The sequence below is a fragment of the Caulobacter sp. LjRoot300 genome, assembly GCF_964253875.1.
Taxonomy (GTDB): domain Bacteria; phylum Pseudomonadota; class Alphaproteobacteria; order Caulobacterales; family Caulobacteraceae; genus Caulobacter.
Genome location: NZ_CAXUSA020000011.1, coordinates 1 through 15,967 on the forward strand (window position 1 = coordinate 1; position 15,967 = coordinate 15,967).

15 protein-coding genes are annotated in these 15,967 nt (G+C 69.3%); 3 read left to right on the forward strand and 12 right to left on the reverse strand.

The genetic code is table 11. From position 1 onward, the window contains the following. The first annotated feature begins 12 nt into the window (after window positions 1-12). Entirely contained in the window at window positions 13-1,026 is a 1,014-nt protein-coding gene (gene xdhC, locus ACSQ2G_RS22890; protein WP_436034674.1) for a xanthine dehydrogenase accessory protein XdhC, read from the forward strand. Next, window positions 1,013-2,302: a guanine deaminase gene (gene guaD, locus ACSQ2G_RS22895; protein WP_436034675.1), complete on the forward strand. Its 1,290-nt coding sequence runs from the start codon at window positions 1,013-1,015 to the stop codon at window positions 2,300-2,302. Before xdhC ends, guaD begins: the two co-directional genes overlap by 14 nt. A gap of 101 nt (window positions 2,303-2,403) precedes the next feature. On the opposite strand, the gene ACSQ2G_RS22900 is transcribed toward guaD, so the two are convergent. The 5 genes from ACSQ2G_RS22900 to ACSQ2G_RS22920 all read right to left on the reverse strand — a co-directional run bounded on the left by ACSQ2G_RS22900 (window position 2,404) and on the right by ACSQ2G_RS22920 (window position 7,938). Then, window positions 2,404-3,375, reverse strand: coding sequence for a nucleoside hydrolase (locus tag ACSQ2G_RS22900; protein WP_436034676.1), 972 nt, complete (start codon window positions 3,373-3,375; stop codon window positions 2,404-2,406). 143 nt (window positions 3,376-3,518) lie between these two features. Next, window positions 3,519-5,699 carry a TonB-dependent receptor gene (locus tag ACSQ2G_RS22905; protein ID WP_436034677.1) on the reverse strand — a complete coding sequence of 727 codons (2,181 nt, stop codon included), beginning with the start codon at window positions 5,697-5,699 and terminating at the stop codon, window positions 3,519-3,521. Between the two features lie 216 nt (window positions 5,700-5,915). Beyond that, a complete protein-coding gene (gene hpxZ / locus ACSQ2G_RS22910; protein ID WP_436034678.1) occupies window positions 5,916-6,317 on the reverse strand; it encodes an oxalurate catabolism protein HpxZ in 402 nt (133 codons plus the stop codon). Continuing rightward, window positions 6,314-7,723 (reverse strand): AtzE family amidohydrolase, encoded by a 1,410-nt coding sequence (locus tag ACSQ2G_RS22915; RefSeq protein ID WP_436034679.1) that lies wholly within the window; start codon window positions 7,721-7,723, stop codon window positions 6,314-6,316. Before ACSQ2G_RS22915 ends, hpxZ begins: the two co-directional genes overlap by 4 nt. Then, window positions 7,720-7,938 carry an AtzG-like protein gene (locus ACSQ2G_RS22920; protein WP_436034680.1) on the reverse strand — a complete coding sequence of 73 codons (219 nt, stop codon included), beginning with the start codon at window positions 7,936-7,938 and terminating at the stop codon, window positions 7,720-7,722. Before ACSQ2G_RS22920 ends, ACSQ2G_RS22915 begins: the two co-directional genes overlap by 4 nt. A 226-nt stretch (window positions 7,939-8,164) precedes the next feature. Here ACSQ2G_RS22920 and ACSQ2G_RS22925 point away from each other — a divergent pair, with 226 nt between their 5' ends. Then, entirely contained in the window at window positions 8,165-9,112 is a 948-nt protein-coding gene (locus ACSQ2G_RS22925) for an acetamidase/formamidase family protein (protein WP_436034681.1), read from the forward strand. Window positions 9,113-9,229: 117 nt separating this feature from the next. Here the strand turns inward: ACSQ2G_RS22925 and ACSQ2G_RS22930 are convergent, their stop codons facing one another. The 7 genes from ACSQ2G_RS22930 to ACSQ2G_RS22960 form a co-directional block, all read right to left on the reverse strand. Further along, window positions 9,230-9,910, reverse strand: a complete 681-nt coding sequence (locus ACSQ2G_RS22930; RefSeq protein WP_436034716.1) for a TetR family transcriptional regulator — start codon at window positions 9,908-9,910, stop codon at window positions 9,230-9,232. Between the two features lie 5 nt (window positions 9,911-9,915). Next, window positions 9,916-11,100 (reverse strand): urate hydroxylase PuuD, encoded by a 1,185-nt coding sequence (locus ACSQ2G_RS22935; RefSeq protein WP_436034682.1) that lies wholly within the window; start codon window positions 11,098-11,100, stop codon window positions 9,916-9,918. 1 nt (window position 11,101) lies between these two features. Then, entirely contained in the window at window positions 11,102-11,623 is a 522-nt protein-coding gene (uraD, locus tag ACSQ2G_RS22940; protein WP_436034683.1) for a 2-oxo-4-hydroxy-4-carboxy-5-ureidoimidazoline decarboxylase, read from the reverse strand. Beyond that, a complete protein-coding gene (gene puuE, locus ACSQ2G_RS22945; RefSeq protein WP_436034684.1) occupies window positions 11,620-12,534 on the reverse strand; it encodes an allantoinase PuuE in 915 nt (304 codons plus the stop codon). The genes uraD and puuE overlap by 4 nt, the downstream gene beginning before the upstream one ends. A gap of 106 nt (window positions 12,535-12,640) precedes the next feature. Beyond that, window positions 12,641-13,930, reverse strand: a complete 1,290-nt coding sequence (locus ACSQ2G_RS22950) for a pyridoxal-phosphate-dependent aminotransferase family protein (protein ID WP_436034685.1) — start codon at window positions 13,928-13,930, stop codon at window positions 12,641-12,643. A gap of 31 nt (window positions 13,931-13,961) precedes the next feature. Continuing rightward, complete coding sequence (locus ACSQ2G_RS22955; protein ID WP_436034717.1) at window positions 13,962-15,248, reverse strand: allantoate amidohydrolase; 1,287 nt, start codon at window positions 15,246-15,248, stop codon at window positions 13,962-13,964. Window positions 15,249-15,477: 229 nt separating this feature from the next. Next, window positions 15,478-15,966: a GNAT family N-acetyltransferase gene (locus ACSQ2G_RS22960; protein WP_436034686.1), complete on the reverse strand. Its 489-nt coding sequence runs from the start codon at window positions 15,964-15,966 to the stop codon at window positions 15,478-15,480. Window position 15,967 lies beyond the last annotated feature (1 nt).

Consider the following 15,967-nt stretch of genomic DNA (forward strand, 5'->3'; position numbering starts at 1 on the left):
GGGAGAGGGTCCATGAGCAATTGGGCTCGGCAATCTTTGGCGCGACTGGCCGAGGGGCAGTCCCTCGCCCTGGTCACCATCCTGGCCACCGAAGGCTCGGCGCCGCGCGACGCCGGGACCAAGATGGTGGTCTGGGCCGACGGCCAGGCCGGCACGATCGGCGGCGGCAATCTGGAACACCAGGTCGCCGAGCAGGCGCGCAAGATGCTGCTGACCTCGGTGCACTTCGCGCTCCAGGACTATCCGTTGGGCCCGCTGCTGGCCCAGTGCTGCGGCGGCCGCGTGCGGCTGCTGATCGAGCGCCTGGACAGGACCGCCGTCGACTGGCTGACCGACGCCGCGCGGCGGCTGGACGCCGACCAGCCGTTCGAGGTCCGCACCCGCTTCAACCCCGGCGCCCTGGCCAAGACCATCGCGCCGGTCGCGGCGTCCAGCCCCGAGGGGGCGACGATCACCCTGGGGGGCGAACCGGCGACGGCGCGCGGCGCCCGGCCGACGCTGGGCGACGTGCTGGTCGAGCCGCAGGACCTGCCGCGCCCGCCAGTGCTGCTGTTCGGGGCAGGCCATGTGGGCCAGGCCGTGGCCCGGGCCCTGGAACCGCTGCCGTTCCGCCTGGCCTGGTACGACACCCGCCCCGAGACATCCCGGATCCCCGGTGTCACGGTGGGGGCGCCGGCCGAGCTGGCCGCCGCCGCCATGGGCGCGGGGCCGGACGCCTATATCCTGGTCATGACCCACGACCATAATCTGGACTACGCCCTGACCTCGGCGGCCCTGGCCGGCGGGGCGTTCGGCTATCTGGGCCTGATCGGGTCGGACACCAAGAAGGCGCGGTTCCTGAGCCGGCTGCGCAAGGACGGCTTCGGCGACGGGACGGTGGCGCGCGTCACCTGCCCGATCGGCCTGCCGCACCTGAAGAACAAGGCCCCCGAGGTGATCGCCGTCTCGGTGGCCGCCGATCTCTTGATGCGGCTCGAGGCCGCCCGCCGCGAACGTTTGAAGGATCTCCAGCTTGCAAGCCTATAGGGCGTCGATCCTCCACCTGGAGGCCGACCCGAACACCACCGATGGCGAGGCGCACGCCTTCCACGAGGACGGCCTGCTGCTGGTCGCGGACGGCCGCGTCGTGGCCTGCGGCGACTACGCCAAGCTGGCCGACGAGCTGGGCGATACGCCCGTGGAGGATCTGCGCGGCAAACTGATCGTCCCCGGTTTGGTCGACACCCACATCCACTTCCCGCAGGTCGACATTATCGCCGCCCATGGCGAGCAACTTCTGGACTGGCTGGAGCGCCACACCTTTCCGGCCGAGGCCGCCTTCGCCGACCAGGGCCACGCCGAGGAGGCCGCCGAGTTCTTCGTCGAGGAGCTGCTGCGCAACGGCACCACCAGCGCCCTGGTGTTCGGCTCGGTGCACAGGGCCTCGGTCGAGGCGCTGTTCGTCGCCGCCCTGAAGCGCGACATGCGGCTGATCGCCGGCAAGTCGCTGATGGACCGCAACGCCCCGCCCGGCCTGACCGACACGGTCGAGGGCAGCCGGGCCGACATGGAAAGCCTGATCGCCGACTGGCACGGCAAGGGCCGGCTGGGCTACGCCGTGACCCCGCGCTTCGCGATCAGCTGCAGCGACGAACAGCTGGCCATGGCCGGCGAGGTGCTGGCCGAGCACCCGACCGTGTGGATGCAGACCCACCTGTCGGAGAACATCCGCGAGATCGTCGACACGGCCAAGCTGTTCCCGGAGGCCACGGACTATCTGGACGTCTATGACCGCTTCGGCCTGGTCGGCAAGCGCTCGGTGTTCGCCCACTGCGTCCATCTTCAGGGAGACGCTTTCCAGCGTCTCGCGCAGGCAGGGGCGTCAGTTGCCTTCTGCCCGACCTCGAACCTGTTCCTGGGCTCGGGCCTGTTCCCGCTGGAGACCGCCTGCGCCCACGGGGTGAAGGTCGGGATCGGCACGGACGTCGGGGCGGGGACGACCTTCTCGATCCTCCACACGCTGGGCGAGGCCTACAAGGTGGGCCAACTGCGCGGCGAGGCGCTGGACCCGTTCCACGCGCTGTACCTGGCCACCCTGGGCGGGGCGCGGGCCCTGGGGCTTGAGGACGAGATCGGCAGCCTGGAACGCGGCAAGATCGCCGACTTCCTGGTGCTGGACCTGGCCGCGACGCCGCTGCTGGCCCGACGGATGCCGGCAGCGCGGAGTCTGGAAGACCGGCTGTTCGCGCTGACGGTGCTGGGGGATGATCGGGTGGTGGAGCGGACCTATGTGGCCGGGGTGGAGCGGCATCGGCGGGGGTGAACCCCCTCCGGCCCTCCGGGCCACCTCCCCCAGAGGGGGAGGATCTGATCGGCCTAGATGCTCCCCCTCTGGGGGAGCTGTCGCGAAGCGACTGAGGGGGCTCAGACCCCCATCGTCTCCGCATAGAGCTTCAGCAGCCCCTCCGCCTTCACCCCCACCGTGATCGCCTGGATCGGCTGGTCGTCCCAGGCCGACGGCCCGAACAGTTCGCCCTCGACCTTCTGGCAGGTCTGGCCCAGGGCGATGCCGTCGGTGATCACCCGGATCGAACCGCGGCGCACCTCGAACAGCGACGGGTCGATCACGAACGCCACGGCCGCGGCGTCGTGCACGCAGCAGCCGACGATGCCGTCGCGGCCGCCGTAGAACGCCGCATAGGGCTTGGAGATGGCGTTGAGGAACGCGCCGGCTGGGCCGGCGCCGGCTTCCAGCGCGTCCATGTAGGCGGGGGTCATCACCACCTGGCTGGTCACGTCCAGGCTGATGGCGGTCACGGGCCAGGGCGCGGTGAACACCTGGTCGGCGGCCTCCGGGTCGTTCCAGATATTGGCCTCGGCCACGGGCGTGACGTTGCCGGGCTTGCCGGCCACGCCGAACGCGCCGCCCATGATCACCACGGCCTTCAGCAAGGTGGCGACCTGCGGATCGGCGTCGAGCGCCAGGGCCAGGTTGGTCAGCGGACCCACCGCGACCAGGGTGATCTCGCCGGGGTTCTCGCGGGCCAGGTCGATGATCGCCTGGTAGGCGGGCTTGGGCTCCGGCCGGGCGGGCTTCAGGCCGGTCAGTTCCACGTCGCCCAGGCCGTTCTCGCCGTGCACGAAGGTGGGCGAGGGACTGCGCGGCCGGACCAGCGGCTTGTCGGTCCCCTGGAAGACCGGGGCCTTAAGGCCGAAGCGGTCCTTCAGATAGAGGGCGTTGCGGGTGGTGGTGTCGATGTCGGCGTTGCCGAACACCGTGGTCACCGCCACCAGGTCGAGCGCTGGGCTGGCCTCGATGAACAGCAGCGCCATGGCGTCGTCGATGCCGGGATCGGTGTCGAAGATGATCTTCTGGACAGAGTTCTGGGTCGTCATCCGAAGGACTTATCTCATCGCGGAATGGAGGGGGAGACCCTCCGAAACGAACCATGCTCCCGGCGCGAACCGAGAGCATGGCGGGACGATGGCAATCCTTCGGGCTTTCCGCCCGGCGCGAGCGCCGGTCGGGTCCTCCAGGACTACCGCTTGGCGCTGATCGAGATGCCGACGATCCGAGGCTCGTTGACGAAACCGGTCAGGTTGTTGAAGTCGATGCCGCCGCGCAGGTTCACCTCGTTGGTGATGTTGCGGGCGAACGCGGCGATCTCGTAGGCGCCGTCGCGCTTGGCGTAGCCGAGCTTCAGGCCGCCCTCGAAGTCGCCCTTCGAGTAGAACTCCTTGCTCTGGTAGAGGAAGATGTTCGTGTAGCCCTGGCGGAACCAGTCGGTGTAGGCGAACAGTTCGCCGTCGCCGACCGGATAGCTGTAGCGGGCCGTGAAGTTCAGCACGTACTTCGGCGCGTTCGGGAACGGGTTGCCGTCGACCAGGGCCTGGCCCGAGGCGTTCAGCGGGTCGGTGACCGTGCACTGGGCGCAGACCGCCACGGCCAGGTCCTTGTCCTTGATCTTGGTGTGGTTGTAGCTGTAGCCGGCGGTCAGCAGCAGGTTCTCGGTGACCTTGAACTCGCCGTCGAACTCGACGCCGTAGGCTTGGCCCTTGTCGGCGTTGATCAGCAGGGTGCCGTTGGTGGCGCCGCCGATGGCGCTGAACTGCGGGTTCTTTTCCTCGTAGGTGAAGGCCGCGCCGTTGAAGCGGATGCGGCGGTCCAGCAGTTCGCTCTTGAAGCCGACTTCGTACGACTGGATCGTTTCCGACTTGGCCACCGAGGCGGGGCTGAAGAAGACGATGTCGCGGCCCTGGATGGTCGGGCCGCGGAAGCCGTGGGCGGCTCGGGCGTACAGGCTGACGTCGTCGGTCACGTCGTAGAAGGCCGACAGGTCCCACGAGACCTTGCTGTCCGACACCGACACTTCCGGCGCGGTCGAACCGACGACGGTCATGGTCTTCTTGTCGTCGGTGTAACGGGCGCCGCCGGTCAGCTTCAGCTTGTCGTTGACCTGGTAGGCGACCTGGCCGAAGCCGGCCCAGGCGGTGTTCTTGTGGTTCAGCGTCGCCTTGTTGAAGCCGGCGTCGGTGGTGACCAGGAAGTCGGACTTGAAGTAGTAGCCGCCGACCTGCCAGCTGAGCGGGCCTTCGGTGTCCGAGGCCAGGCGCAGTTCCTGGGTGTACTGGTCCAGGTCGTCGATGCCGTCCCGGGTGTCGGAGTCGAACGGGATGAAGCCTGGGCCCGTGCCGGCCACGCCGCCGTCGATGTCGCCGCGGCTGTAGCCGTTGGTGGTCTCGTAGGCGCTGATCGAGGTCAGGGTCGCGCCGCCGAAGTCGTAGTCGACCTTAATCGACTCGCCGTTGCCGTCGTACTTCTGCGGGTTGTTGGCGCCGCCGTTGTAGAAGACCGAATCGCGGTCGAAGTTGCCGTTGATCTTGTTGCTGCCCTTGGTGAGGATGTTGGCGCGGAAGATCGCGGCGGTGCCGTCCAGGGTGCGGTTGTGGGCGTTCAGCAGGACGCTGAGGTTCTCGGTCGGGGTCCACAGCAACTGGCCGCGGATGGCGTATTCGTCATAGCCGCCCAGCGCATCTTTCACGTGGGTGAAGGTGTTGTCGATATAGTCGTCGCGGTGCTGGCCCAGGACGGCGATGCGGCCGGCCAGCTTGCCTTCGACCAGCGGGCCGCCGACGCCGCCTTCGGCCGTCCACGAGCCGTGCGAGCCGTAGGTCACCGTGCCGTTGGCCTTGAAGACCTGGCTCGGCTTGACGCTGTCGAACTTGACGATGCCGGCGGTGGTGTTGCGGCCGAACAGCGTGCCTTGCGGGCCGCGCAGCACTTCAACCTGCTCGACGTCGAAGATCGGCGTGCTCTTCAGCACGACGTTCTCCATGACCACGTCGTCCATGATCACCGAGACCGGCTGCGAGGCGGCCAAGTCGAAGTCGGTGTTGCCCAGGCCGCGGATGTAGAAGCGCGGGGCGGCGCGGCCGTTGGAGCTTTCGACGAACAGGCCGGGCACGCGGCTGGACAGGGCCAGCACGTCCTCGCCGCCGGCGAACAGGGCGTCCAGCTTCTCGCCGCCCATGGTGGCCACCGAGACCGGCACTTCCTGGATGTTTTCCGAGCGCTTCTGGGCGGTGACGATCACGTCGTCCAGGGTGACGGAGCCGGTGTCCTGGGCGAAGGCCGGCGCGGCGGCGCCGACGGCCAGGACCAGGGCGGTGAGGGCGGCGCCGCGGTGGAGGCGGCTGCGCAGCGTGTTGGCGGTGGTCATTGAAGTATCCCCTTCATGCGTCGGCGGCCCGACGCTTGAGGGTGCAATGCACAATGCCGGAGGCGAATCCAAAGCTTTGATGACGTCCTGGATGTGGTTCGGTGAAGTTTTTGTCCTGGATGTTACTATTTGACCACGCCGCGACAGGACTGCCCAAAAGCAGATCACAAGTCATAGACTTATTACTTATGGCCATGGGGTTCGGCGCTCGACCGCTTACGGAGCAAGGCGTTGATCGATGCCGTCCTGGAGAAGCGAAACGTGGGCCGAGACGATTTTCCAGCCAGTTTCGGTACGGATCCAGGCCTGGCTCTGGCGTCCGGTACGTTTTGCCCCCTCGCGCAGGAATTCGACGTTGGCGATGGCGAAGTCTCGCCCAAACGTGGCGATTTCCGTCCTCAGGCGCGACCTTTGCGGCGAGCCGCCTGAGCGGCCGATTCGAAAGGCCGCGATGGCCTCGAAGCCGTAGAGGTTCTCGGCCACGCCGTAGCGCACCGTCTCGGGCGCATCACGGAAGAAACCGTCCAGCGCTTCGACGTCGTTGGTCATCAGCGCCGTCTCGTAGGCGTCGACGGCGACCGTCACCTCGGCCAGGACGTCGGGCTCGTTGACGGTCATCGGGAAGGCTCCGCCAGGGGAGAAGGGGGGCGATGGGCGGCCACGACGCCGGCCTGCTCCAGGCGCAGGGCGGCGGCCAGGGCCAGGTCCTCGCGCCAGGCCGGGGCGATGATCTGCACCCCGATCGGCAGCTTGCCGGGGCGGTTCACGGGGGCGGCCACCACCGGCAGGCCGACATAGCTGATCGGCTGGGTGTAGGCGCCCAGGTTCTTGCGGACCGAGACCTGTTGGCCGTCCATCTCCATGGTCGCCTGGCCGATGCCGGGCGCGGGGCAGACCGAGGCGGGGGCCAGCAGGACGTCGAAATCCTCGAACACGCGGCGCACCGCGTCGCGGAACACCGGGCGATAGCGGCGCGCGGCCTCGGCGACAGCCTCGGGGGCCAGGGCCCCGGCCAGCAGGCGGTCGCGGACGGCGGGGTCGTAGTCGAGCGGCCGAGTTTTCAGATCAGGCAGATGCAGGTGCGCGGCCTCGATCGGCGTCAGGCAGAAGGCGGCGGCGCGGGCCAGTTCGGCGTCCGGAAGTGCGACGCCGCGCTTGGCTTGAAGAGCGTCGGCGACGATCTCCAGCGCCTCCAGCACCTGCGGAAAGGCGCCCTGCGCGAACCAGCCGCCCAGCACGCCGACGCGAAGGGGCGCGTCGGCTATGGCTTGCAGGCGGAGGGCGACCGGTTCGGCGGGCCGACGGCAGAGCGGATCCAGCGGATCGGGGCCCTGCATCAGGTCGTAGGCGAGGGCCAGGTCGGCGACCGAGCGGGCGAACGGCCCGACATGGTCCAGGCTCTCGACAAAGGGAAAGGCGCCCTGCCGGGACAGCCGGCCCAGGGTGGGCTTGAGGCCGAACACTCCGCAGAGGCTGGCGGGGATGCGGATCGAGCCGTTGGTGTCCGAGCCCAGGGTCAGGGGCACGAGGCCGCCGCCGACCGCCGCGGCCGAACCGCCGGACGAGCCGCCGGCGATGCGGGCCAGGTCGTGCGGGTTGCGGGTCGGGCCGTCGTGGGCGTTCTCGGTGACGAAGCCGTAGGCGAACTCGTCCATGTTCAGCGCGCCGACCAGCACCGCCCCGGCGGCGGTCAGGCGCTGGACGGCGGTGGCGTCCCGGGCGGCGGGCGGCGCATCCCGGCGGATCTTCGAGCCGGCGATCGTGGTCGCGCCTTCGACGTCGAACAGGTTCTTGACCGCGAACGGCGCGCCGGCCAGCGGGCCGACCGGGCGGCCGGCGGCGAGGTCGGCGTCGATGGCCTCGGCCTGGGCCAGGGCGCGCTCGGCGAAGACGGCGGTGTAGGCGTTGAACCGGTCATCCCGCGCGCGGGCCAGGGCGGCCTCGATCTCGGCGCGGGCGGTGGTCCGGCCCTCGCGGACGTCGGCGGCGACGGCCTGGGCGGGGCGGAAGTCGGCGGCGCTCATGGCTCGAACGGCTCGGGAGGGGCGGTGTCGTCCGAGTAGGCGTCGACGATGAACGTCGCGGCCTGGCGGCGCAGCAGGGCCAGGTTGTCGACCGCGCCGGCGCGGGTCTCCGGCGGCAGGGCCAGGCCAAGCGCCTCGGCCTGGGCGTCCGCATAGGCGGCGACCGCCTCGTCGTCGAGGGCCAGGAACGCTGCGAGCGCCGGATCGGTCGCCATGCGGGACGAGCTCCACAAGTAAGAAAAATCTTCATAGCGGGGATGAGCGGTCGCCGCCAGCGGCATGGGCCCTGGAACGCGCCGACGCCCATGTCCGCGCCATGCCGGCGGCCGCTCTGCCCGCCAGATGGGCGCCGGCGCGCTTCGCCTGGCTGCGCGGTGGTCGAGACTAGGGCGGCGGACCGGGCGCGCGCCAACTGAGTCCTGGTAATAGAGGACTTACTTCATGCGCCATCACTTGGCCTCGACCCCGGAAACCGTGCGCTTCGGGATATTCGACGCCGCCTTCGCTCCGGTGCTGACGGTCGCGCCGGGCGACACGGTGGTGATCGACTGCGTGTCCGGAGGACCCGAGGTGATGCCGGCGCCGGACTCCGGCCTGGCGATCCCGCCCGCCCTGCAGGCGATCCACGACGCCAGGCTGGAGCGCATCGGGCCGCACATCCTGACAGGGCCAGTGGCGATCACGGGGGCCGAGCCGGGCGATACGCTGGAGGTGCGGATCGAAGCCATCGAGCCGAACAACGTCTGGGGCTACTGTGCCGTCCGGCCGCTGGCCGGGACCCTGCCGGACGAGTTTCCCGAGCGCTATGTCAGCCACATCGCGGTCGACGCGGCGGCGGGGACCTGCAAGCCCAGCTGGGGCCCGACCCTGCCGCTGCGCCCGTTCTTCGGCACCACGGGGGTCGCCCCGCCACCCCGCTACGGACGCCTGTCCAGCCGCGAGCCGCGCGAGCACGGCGGCAACATGGACTGCAAGGAGCTGGTCGCCGGCTCGACCCTGTTCCTGCCGGTCTGGGTTCCGGGCGCCAACTTCTCGGCCGGGGACGGCCACGGCCGCCAGGGCGACGGCGAGGTCTGCGTCAATGCGCTGGAGATGGGCCTGACAGGGACCTTCACCTTCGTCCTGCACAAGGCCGCCGACGTCGGCGTCCGGACCTGGCCCAGCGCCCAGAGCCCGACCCACCATCTGACGTTCGGCTTCAACGAAGACCTGGACCTGGCCATGAAGCAGGCGCTGCGGGGCATGATCGAGCTGATCGTCGCGCGGTCTTCGCTGACGCGCGTGCAGGCCTATCAGTTCTGCTCGCTGGCCGTGGACTTCCGCGTGACCCAGACGGTCAACGGCGAGAAGGGCGTGCATGGGATGCTGGAGAAGGGGGTGTTGTTCTAAGGGAGGGCAGACCCCCTCCGGCCCTTCGGGCCACCTCCCCCAGAGGGGGAGGATCTAAACAGATGCTCCCCCTCTGGGGGAGCTGTCGCGGAGCGACTGAGGGGGTTTTCCACGCCCCTACTTCCGCAGATACCCCTCCAGCAGTTCTAGCGCATGCGCCAACCGGGCCCGGCGCCATTCCGGCTTGCTCATGTCGGTGTCCAGGGTCACCGACAGCGAGTAGCCGTTGGCCAGGTGGAACCGGCTCATGGCCGCGATGGTCACGTAGATCTGGGCCCAGTCGAGGTTGTCGCGGAAGATCCCCTGCTTCTGGCCGCTTTCGATCAGCCGCTCGATGGTCCGGCGCAGCGGAAACGCCGTCTCGGTGACCTTGCGCGATTGCGAGACGAACTTGCCCTGCAACAGGTTCTCGTTGCGCAGCAGGCCGTCGATGCGCGGGTTCTTTTCGAAATAGTCCGACGTGAAGCGCTGCAGGGCCAGGAAGCCTTCCAGCGGCCGGTCGAAGTCGATCTCCAGCTCGGCTTCGCGGCCGCGCAAGTCCTCGTAGGCGGCCTCCAGCACCGCCAGGTACAGGCCCTTCTTGTCGCCGAAGTAGTGATAGAGCATGCGGATGTTGCACTTGGCGGCCTTGACGATCTTCTCGATCCTCGCGCCGGCGTAGCCCGCCTGGGAGAATTCGCGCAGCGCCGCGGTCAGGATCGCCTTGCGCGTCCGCTCGGCGTTGCGCTTGCGCGGCGCCGGGGCGGCGTCGTCGGTCGGTTCGGCCGAAGGCGTCCCGGGAGCGGGAGTCGTTGGCACGGTGGTCACTGCGTCTTTGCTCCCGCCTCGATCCAGGCGCCCAGCTGGGCGCGTTCCTGATCGGTAATGTGAGTCTCGTTTCCGAGCGGCATGCTGGTCGTCTCGACCGCGCGCTCGCGGATCTTGCCCGCATAGCGCGCCATGCCGGCTGGCGTGTCGAAGGCCGCGCCGTTGGGCGGGGCGGTGAAGCCCTTGTGGGTCGGGACGGCCGAGTGGCACGCCACGCAGTGCTTCTGGACGATGGCCTGGGCCACCGGGAAGGGCACGTCGGCCATCGTTTCGGCGGCCTTGGGCTTGAGGCTGGCGATCATGCTGACGCTGAAGATCAGGAACGCGCCCAGGATCAGGTAGTCGGGCTTGATGACGCCGTGGTGGCGCAGGATGAAGAAGTAGCGGATCGACACGCCGCCGGCGCTGATCAGGGCCAGCAGCAGCCAGGCCAGGTGATGGCCCGTGACCGCCGGATAGTGGTTGCTGATCATGATGAAGATGACCGGCAGGGTCATGTGGGTGTTGTGCACCGAGCGCTGCTTGCCCATGGCGCCCAGGCGAGGGTCGACCGGGCGGCCGGCCAGCATGTCGGCGACGATCCTGCGCTGGTTGGGGATGATGATCAGGAACACGTTGCCGACCATGCACGTGCCGATGATCGCGCCGACGTGGATGAAGGCTCCGCGATCGGTGAACAACTTGGTCAGGACGTAGGTCGCTCCGGTCAGGCACAGGAACCAGACCACGCCGAACAGGCGCGGCTTCCCGCCCAGCGGCGAGCGGCACAGGCCCTCGTAGACCAGCAGCCCGCCGAAGATGAAGGCCAGGCCCGTGGCGATGGCGCCAGCCTGGCTGAAAGCGTGCTTGCTGGCGTCGATCAGATAGACGGGCGCGCCGACGTAATAGAGCACGATCAGCAGGGCGAAGCCCGACAGCCAGGTGGTGTAGGCCTCCCATTTGAACCAGTGCAGGTGGTCGGGCATGTGGGCCGGGGCCGTCATGTACTTCTGCGAATGGTAGAAGCCGCCGCCGTGCACGGCCCACAGCTCCCCTTTCACCCCGTCCTTCGGCGGCTCGGGGGCGCGCAGGTTGTTGTCCAGCCAGACGAAGTAGAACGAGGCGCCGATCCAGGCGACGCCGGCGATCACGTGCAGCCAGCGCAGGGACAGGTTCAGCCAGGTCGTGACGTCGTAATCCATCCTAGGCCGTCACCGCGTCTTGCAGCCGAAGCTTGGAGATCAGGCCGATCTGCGCGATCGCCTCGGCGATCTCGGCGGCCCTGTCGTTGTCCAGGCGCGCCTGCATGGCGGCCAGGATCGCGGTCTTGTCGTTCAGCCGCACGGCGATGATGAACGGAAACCCGAAGCGCTGGCGATAGGCGGCGTTCAGGGCGTGGAAACGCTCGAACTCTTCCGGGGTCAGCCGGTCCAGGCCGGCGCTGGCCTGTTCGGCGTTGCTCTCGGCGGTCAGGGTCTTGGCGATCGCCGTCTTGCCGGCCAGTTCCGGGTGGGCGCGGATCAGGGCCAGGCGCTCGTCCTCGGGCGCGGCTTCCAGCACCGCCATGGTGGCGGCGTGCAGGGCCTCGACGCTGTCGAACGGCGCGGCGTCATAGGCGCGCTTGACGACCCACGGCGACAGCTCGAAGGCGAAGCCGAGCGTGGTGGCGAAGCCGGTGCGGTTCATCCGGTTCAGATCGGCCAGGGTCAGGGGCGGGGCGCTCATTTGGCGAATGCCTTGTAGGGGTGGGTCGCGATCCAGTGCCTCGCGATGTCGATGCGCCGTGCGACCCAGACCTTGTCGTGGGCGGTCACATGCTCGAGGAAGCGGCGCAGGGCCATGATCCGGCCGGGCTTGCCGACGATCCGGCAGTGCAGGCCCACGCTCATCATCTTCGGCGCGGTCTCGCCTTCCAGGTACAGCGCGTCGAACGTGTCGCGCAGATAGGCGAAGAACTGGTCGCCGCTGTTGAAGCCCTGGGGCGCGGCGAAGCGCATGTCGTTGGCGTCCAGGGTGTAGGGCGTGATCAGCTGCGGCCGGCCATGCTGGTCGTCCCAATAGGGCAGGTCGTCGGCGTAGCTGTCGGCGTCGTAGACGAAGCCGCCTTCCTGGGCGACCAGCCGGGCGGTGTTGGGGCTGGTGCGGCCCTGGTACCAGCCCAGCGGCCGCTCGCCGGTCAGGGCCTCGTGGATCTCGATGGCCTGGGCGATGTGCTCGCGTTCCAGAGCTTCGGGAAAATGCTGGTAGTCGATCCAGCGATAGCCGTGACTGGCGACCTCCCAGCCGGACTTCAGCATGGCCTCGACGGCGTCAGGGTTGCGCGCCATGGCCTGGGCCACGCCGAAGACGGTCAGCGGCAGGCCGAAGTCCTCGAACAGCCGCCGGATGCGCCAGAAACCGGCCCGCGCGCCGAATTCGTACAGGCTTTCCATCGCCATGTGCCGGGCGTCGGGGACCGGCTGGGCGCCAACCATCTCCGACAGGAAGTGCTCGGCCTGCGGGTCGCCATGCAGGATCGAGCGCTCGGCGCCTTCCTCATAGTTGAGGACGAACTGCACGGCGATCCGGGCGCCGTTCGGCCATTGGGCGTGGGGCGGGGTTTCGCCGTAGCCGACGAGGTCTCTTGGATAGGTCATGCCACTCCCCCCACCGGCCCTTCGGGCCGCCTCCCCCACAGGGGGAGGACCTTTCTAGATGCTCCCCCTGTGGGGGAGCTGTCGCGGAGCGACTGAGGGGGGAGTGTCACGAGAACACCCCCAACGCCGCGTCCACCCCAGCCCCGGCCGTGAACCCATAACCCTCGCCGCGCAGCACCGCCTCAAGGGCGGCCAAGGTCGTCAGAACCGCGTGCTTGCGTGCGTTCACCCCCATCGCCCCGATCCGCCAGACCTTGCCCGCCAGCGGCCCGAAGGCCGTGCCGATCTCGATCTCGAAGTCGGTGCGCATGCGCGTCCGCACCCGGTCGCCGTCGACCCCGGGCGGGATGACCACGGCGGTGACATTGGTCATCTTGTGAGCCTTGTCGCCGTAGACGGTCAGGCCCATGGCCTCGACTCCGGCGACCACCGCCGCCCCGGCCTGGGCATGGCGGGCGAAGCGGGCCTCCAGCCCTTCCTCCAGCACCACCCGGGCGCATTCGCGGGCCGCGTATAGCATCGAGGCGGCCTCGGTGTGGTGGTTCAGGCGCTTGTCGGACCAGTAGTCCATGATCATCGCCAGGTCGAAATAGTTGGAGGCGATGCGGCGGCCGTTGCCGGCGACGCTCCCCGCCGTGGCGATGCCGGCCTCGACGTGCTTGCGGCCGTTGATGTGCTCGGCGGCGCGGTCGGAGATCGTGATCGGCCCCGAGCCGGACGGACCGCCCAGACATTTCTGCAGGCCGCCGGTGACGACGTCGGCCCGCCAGGCGTCGACGGGCGTGCCCATGCCGCCGATCGTGGCGGTGGCGTCGACATAGAGCAGGGTGTCGTAGCGTTGGCAGATCTCGCCGATGGCCGCGATCGGCTGGGCCATGGTGGTGGAGGTGTCGCCGTGCACGCAGGCCACCAGCCGCGGCCGCACGCGCTTGACCGCGTCCTCGACCGCCTGCGGGTCGACGACCTTGCCCCATTCGCCCTCGACCAGGGTGACCTTGGCGTCGCAGCGCTGGGCGATCTCCGACAGCAGCAGGCCAAAGCGCCCGGCGTTGACCACCACCACGTCGTCGCCCGACGCCAGCACCGAGACCAGGGCCGCCTCGATCGCCGCGCGCGAGGTGCCGTCGATCAGGAAGGTCCAGCGGTTCTGCGTCTGGAACACCTGGCGGTACAGCGCCATGGTCTCGTTCATGTAGCCGGTGAATTCCGGGTCGAACTGGCCGAGAAGCTGCACCGACATGGCCCGCAGCACGCGCGGATGCACGTTGATCGGGCCAGGCCCCATCAGCAGGCGGGCGGGGTGGTCGAGTTCGCCGAAGGTGGTGGTCATCTGAAGCGCTTCAATTCGTTGTTCGGGGACGCGGTGCGTCCTTCGAGGCTCGCCTGCGGCTCGCACCTCAGGAAGAGGAAATCAGCAACAATGCTCCTCATCCTGAGGCGCCGCGGAGCGGCCTCGAAGGACGCATTGCGTCGAAATCGTCGGCCAGCCGCTCCACGAACTCCAGCATGGCCCGCGCCGCCAGGGCGCAGTCGGCCTCGGTCACGGCCTCGCGCGGGTTGTGGCTGATGCCGCCCTCGCAGCGGATGAACAGCATGGCGGTGGGGCAGAGGTCGGCGATGACCATGGCGTCGTGGCCGGCCCCGCTGGGCAGGCGGCGCGGCGCCTGGCCGGTGGCGGCGACGGCGTCTTCGAGCAGGGCGGTCAGTCCGGGATCGCAGGGGCTGGCGGCCAGGTCCTGCATCAGGGTGACCGACGCCTCCAACCCCCGCCGGGCGGCGATGGCCTGGATCTCGGCGGTGACCGCCTCGACCGCGGCGTCGCGGGTGGCGGCGACCTCGGCCCGGACGTCCATCGAATATTCGACCGCGCCGGGGATGACATTGAAGGCGCCGGGCAGGGCGGCGATCCGGCCGACGGTGCCGACCAGGCCGTCTCGACCACCGGAACAGATCCGCTCCAGCGCCAGGATCGCCTCGGCGGCGGCGGGGCCGGGGTCCTTGCGCAAATTCATCGGCGTGGTGCCGGCGTGGCCGGCCATGCCGGTGAACCGCACCATCAGCCGCTTCTGGGCGGCGATGGCGGTGACCACGCCCAGGGCCAGGCCCTCGGCCTCCAGCACCGGGCCTTGTTCGATGTGAGCTTCCAGGAAGGCGAAGATCTCGCCGGGCTTGCGCGCCGCCTCCTCCAGGCGGGTGGGGTCCAGCCCGAAGGCCGCGAAGGCCTCGGCCAGGCTGACGCCGTCGGCGTCGGTCATCTCCATCACGCTGGGACTGACGGTCCCCGCCACCGCGCGGCTGCAGGTCATCGAGGCGGGGAAGCGCGAGCCCTCCTCGTCGCCGAACGCGATCACCTCGACCGCGAACGGCAGGCGACGGCCGGCGCGGGCCAGGACCTCGACCATGTCGATCCCCAGCATCACGCCCAGCGCGCCGTCATAGCGGCCGCCGTTGCGGACGCTGTCGATGTGCGAGCCGATCAGCAGGGCCGGAGCCTCCGGCGTCTCGCCCTCGTAGCGGCCGACCAGGTTGCCGGCCGGGTCGCGACGGGCGGTCATGCCGGCCTGCTCCATCCAGAAGGCCAGGGTCTTGAGCGCTTCGTCGTGGGCCGGCGTCAGGAAGCGCCGCACCAGCATGCCCTCGGCCTCGCTGAAGGGCTCCACGCCCATCAGGTCGCAACGGGTCTTGGCCCGCGCTCCAGGCTCGAACTCGCCGATCTCGAAGGCCTCCGCCACCCTGCCGGGCTCCCCTTTGCCGTTCCACGCCATTCGTGACATCCTGCCTAGCATCGCGGGCGGCAAAGCCCACGACGATCGCGGCTCGCTCCGGCCGATCGGCGCGGATGCCTCGACAAGCGCCAGACCCCGTGGCCGGCGCCTGAAGCTAAGTCATAAATCACTTACTTAGTGAAGGGCGATGTGAAGGGCGATCCTGCGCAGACGACGCTTAGGCGGACAGGTCGAGGTGCAGGAACTGGCTGAAACCGCTGTGCTCGTAGTCCGAGAACGGCCCGCCGTCGACGAAGCCGCGTCGGCGATAGAGCGCCAAGGCCGGTTCGAACGCCGGGCCGCGTCCGGTTTCCAGGCTCAGCCGCGTCAGGCCCAGCGCGCGGGCCTGGGCGATGACGGTGTCGAGGAGCAGGGCGGCCACGCCGCGCCGCAGGTGGTCGGGGTGGGTGCGCATGGACTTGACCTCGCCCGTCCGGCCGTCGAGCTGCTTCAAGGCCCCGATCCCGCAGAGGTCCGGGCCCGACCAGGCGCTCCAGACGGTGACGCCGGGCGCCTTCAGGCCCGACAGGTCCAGGGCGAAGACGTGGCCGGGCGGCGAGGTTTCGTGCATGCCCTCCAGATGCAGCCGCAGCAGGGCCCGGGTCTGCGGGCTGGAAAGATCGTCTTGTCGAACATCCAGGCGCTGGACGCTTGGCGCGCTTTGCATC

Bases quoted from the DNA above. Each gene is read 5' to 3' on its own strand.
- xdhC (WP_436034674.1), top strand. From the start codon at position 13: ATGAGCAATTGGGCTCGGCAATCTTTGGCGCGACTGGCCGAGGGGCAG.
- ACSQ2G_RS22900 (WP_436034676.1), bottom strand. From the start codon at position 3,375: ATGACGACCCAGAACTCTGTCCAGAAGATCATCTTCGACACCGATCCC.
- ACSQ2G_RS22905 (WP_436034677.1), bottom strand. From the start codon at position 5,699: ATGACCACCGCCAACACGCTGCGCAGCCGCCTCCACCGCGGCGCCGCC.
- hpxZ (WP_436034678.1), bottom strand. From the start codon at position 6,317: ATGACCGTCAACGAGCCCGACGTCCTGGCCGAGGTGACGGTCGCCGTC.
- ACSQ2G_RS22915 (WP_436034679.1), bottom strand. From the start codon at position 7,723: ATGAGCGCCGCCGACTTCCGCCCCGCCCAGGCCGTCGCCGCCGACGTC.
- ACSQ2G_RS22920 (WP_436034680.1), bottom strand. From the start codon at position 7,938: ATGGCGACCGATCCGGCGCTCGCAGCGTTCCTGGCCCTCGACGACGAG.
- ACSQ2G_RS22925 (WP_436034681.1), top strand. From the start codon at position 8,165: ATGCGCCATCACTTGGCCTCGACCCCGGAAACCGTGCGCTTCGGGATA.
- ACSQ2G_RS22935 (WP_436034682.1), bottom strand. From the start codon at position 11,100: ATGGATTACGACGTCACGACCTGGCTGAACCTGTCCCTGCGCTGGCTG.
- uraD (WP_436034683.1), bottom strand. From the start codon at position 11,623: ATGAGCGCCCCGCCCCTGACCCTGGCCGATCTGAACCGGATGAACCGC.
- puuE (WP_436034684.1), bottom strand. From the start codon at position 12,534: ATGACCTATCCAAGAGACCTCGTCGGCTACGGCGAAACCCCGCCCCAC.
- ACSQ2G_RS22960 (WP_436034686.1), bottom strand. From the start codon at position 15,966: ATGCAAAGCGCGCCAAGCGTCCAGCGCCTGGATGTTCGACAAGACGAT.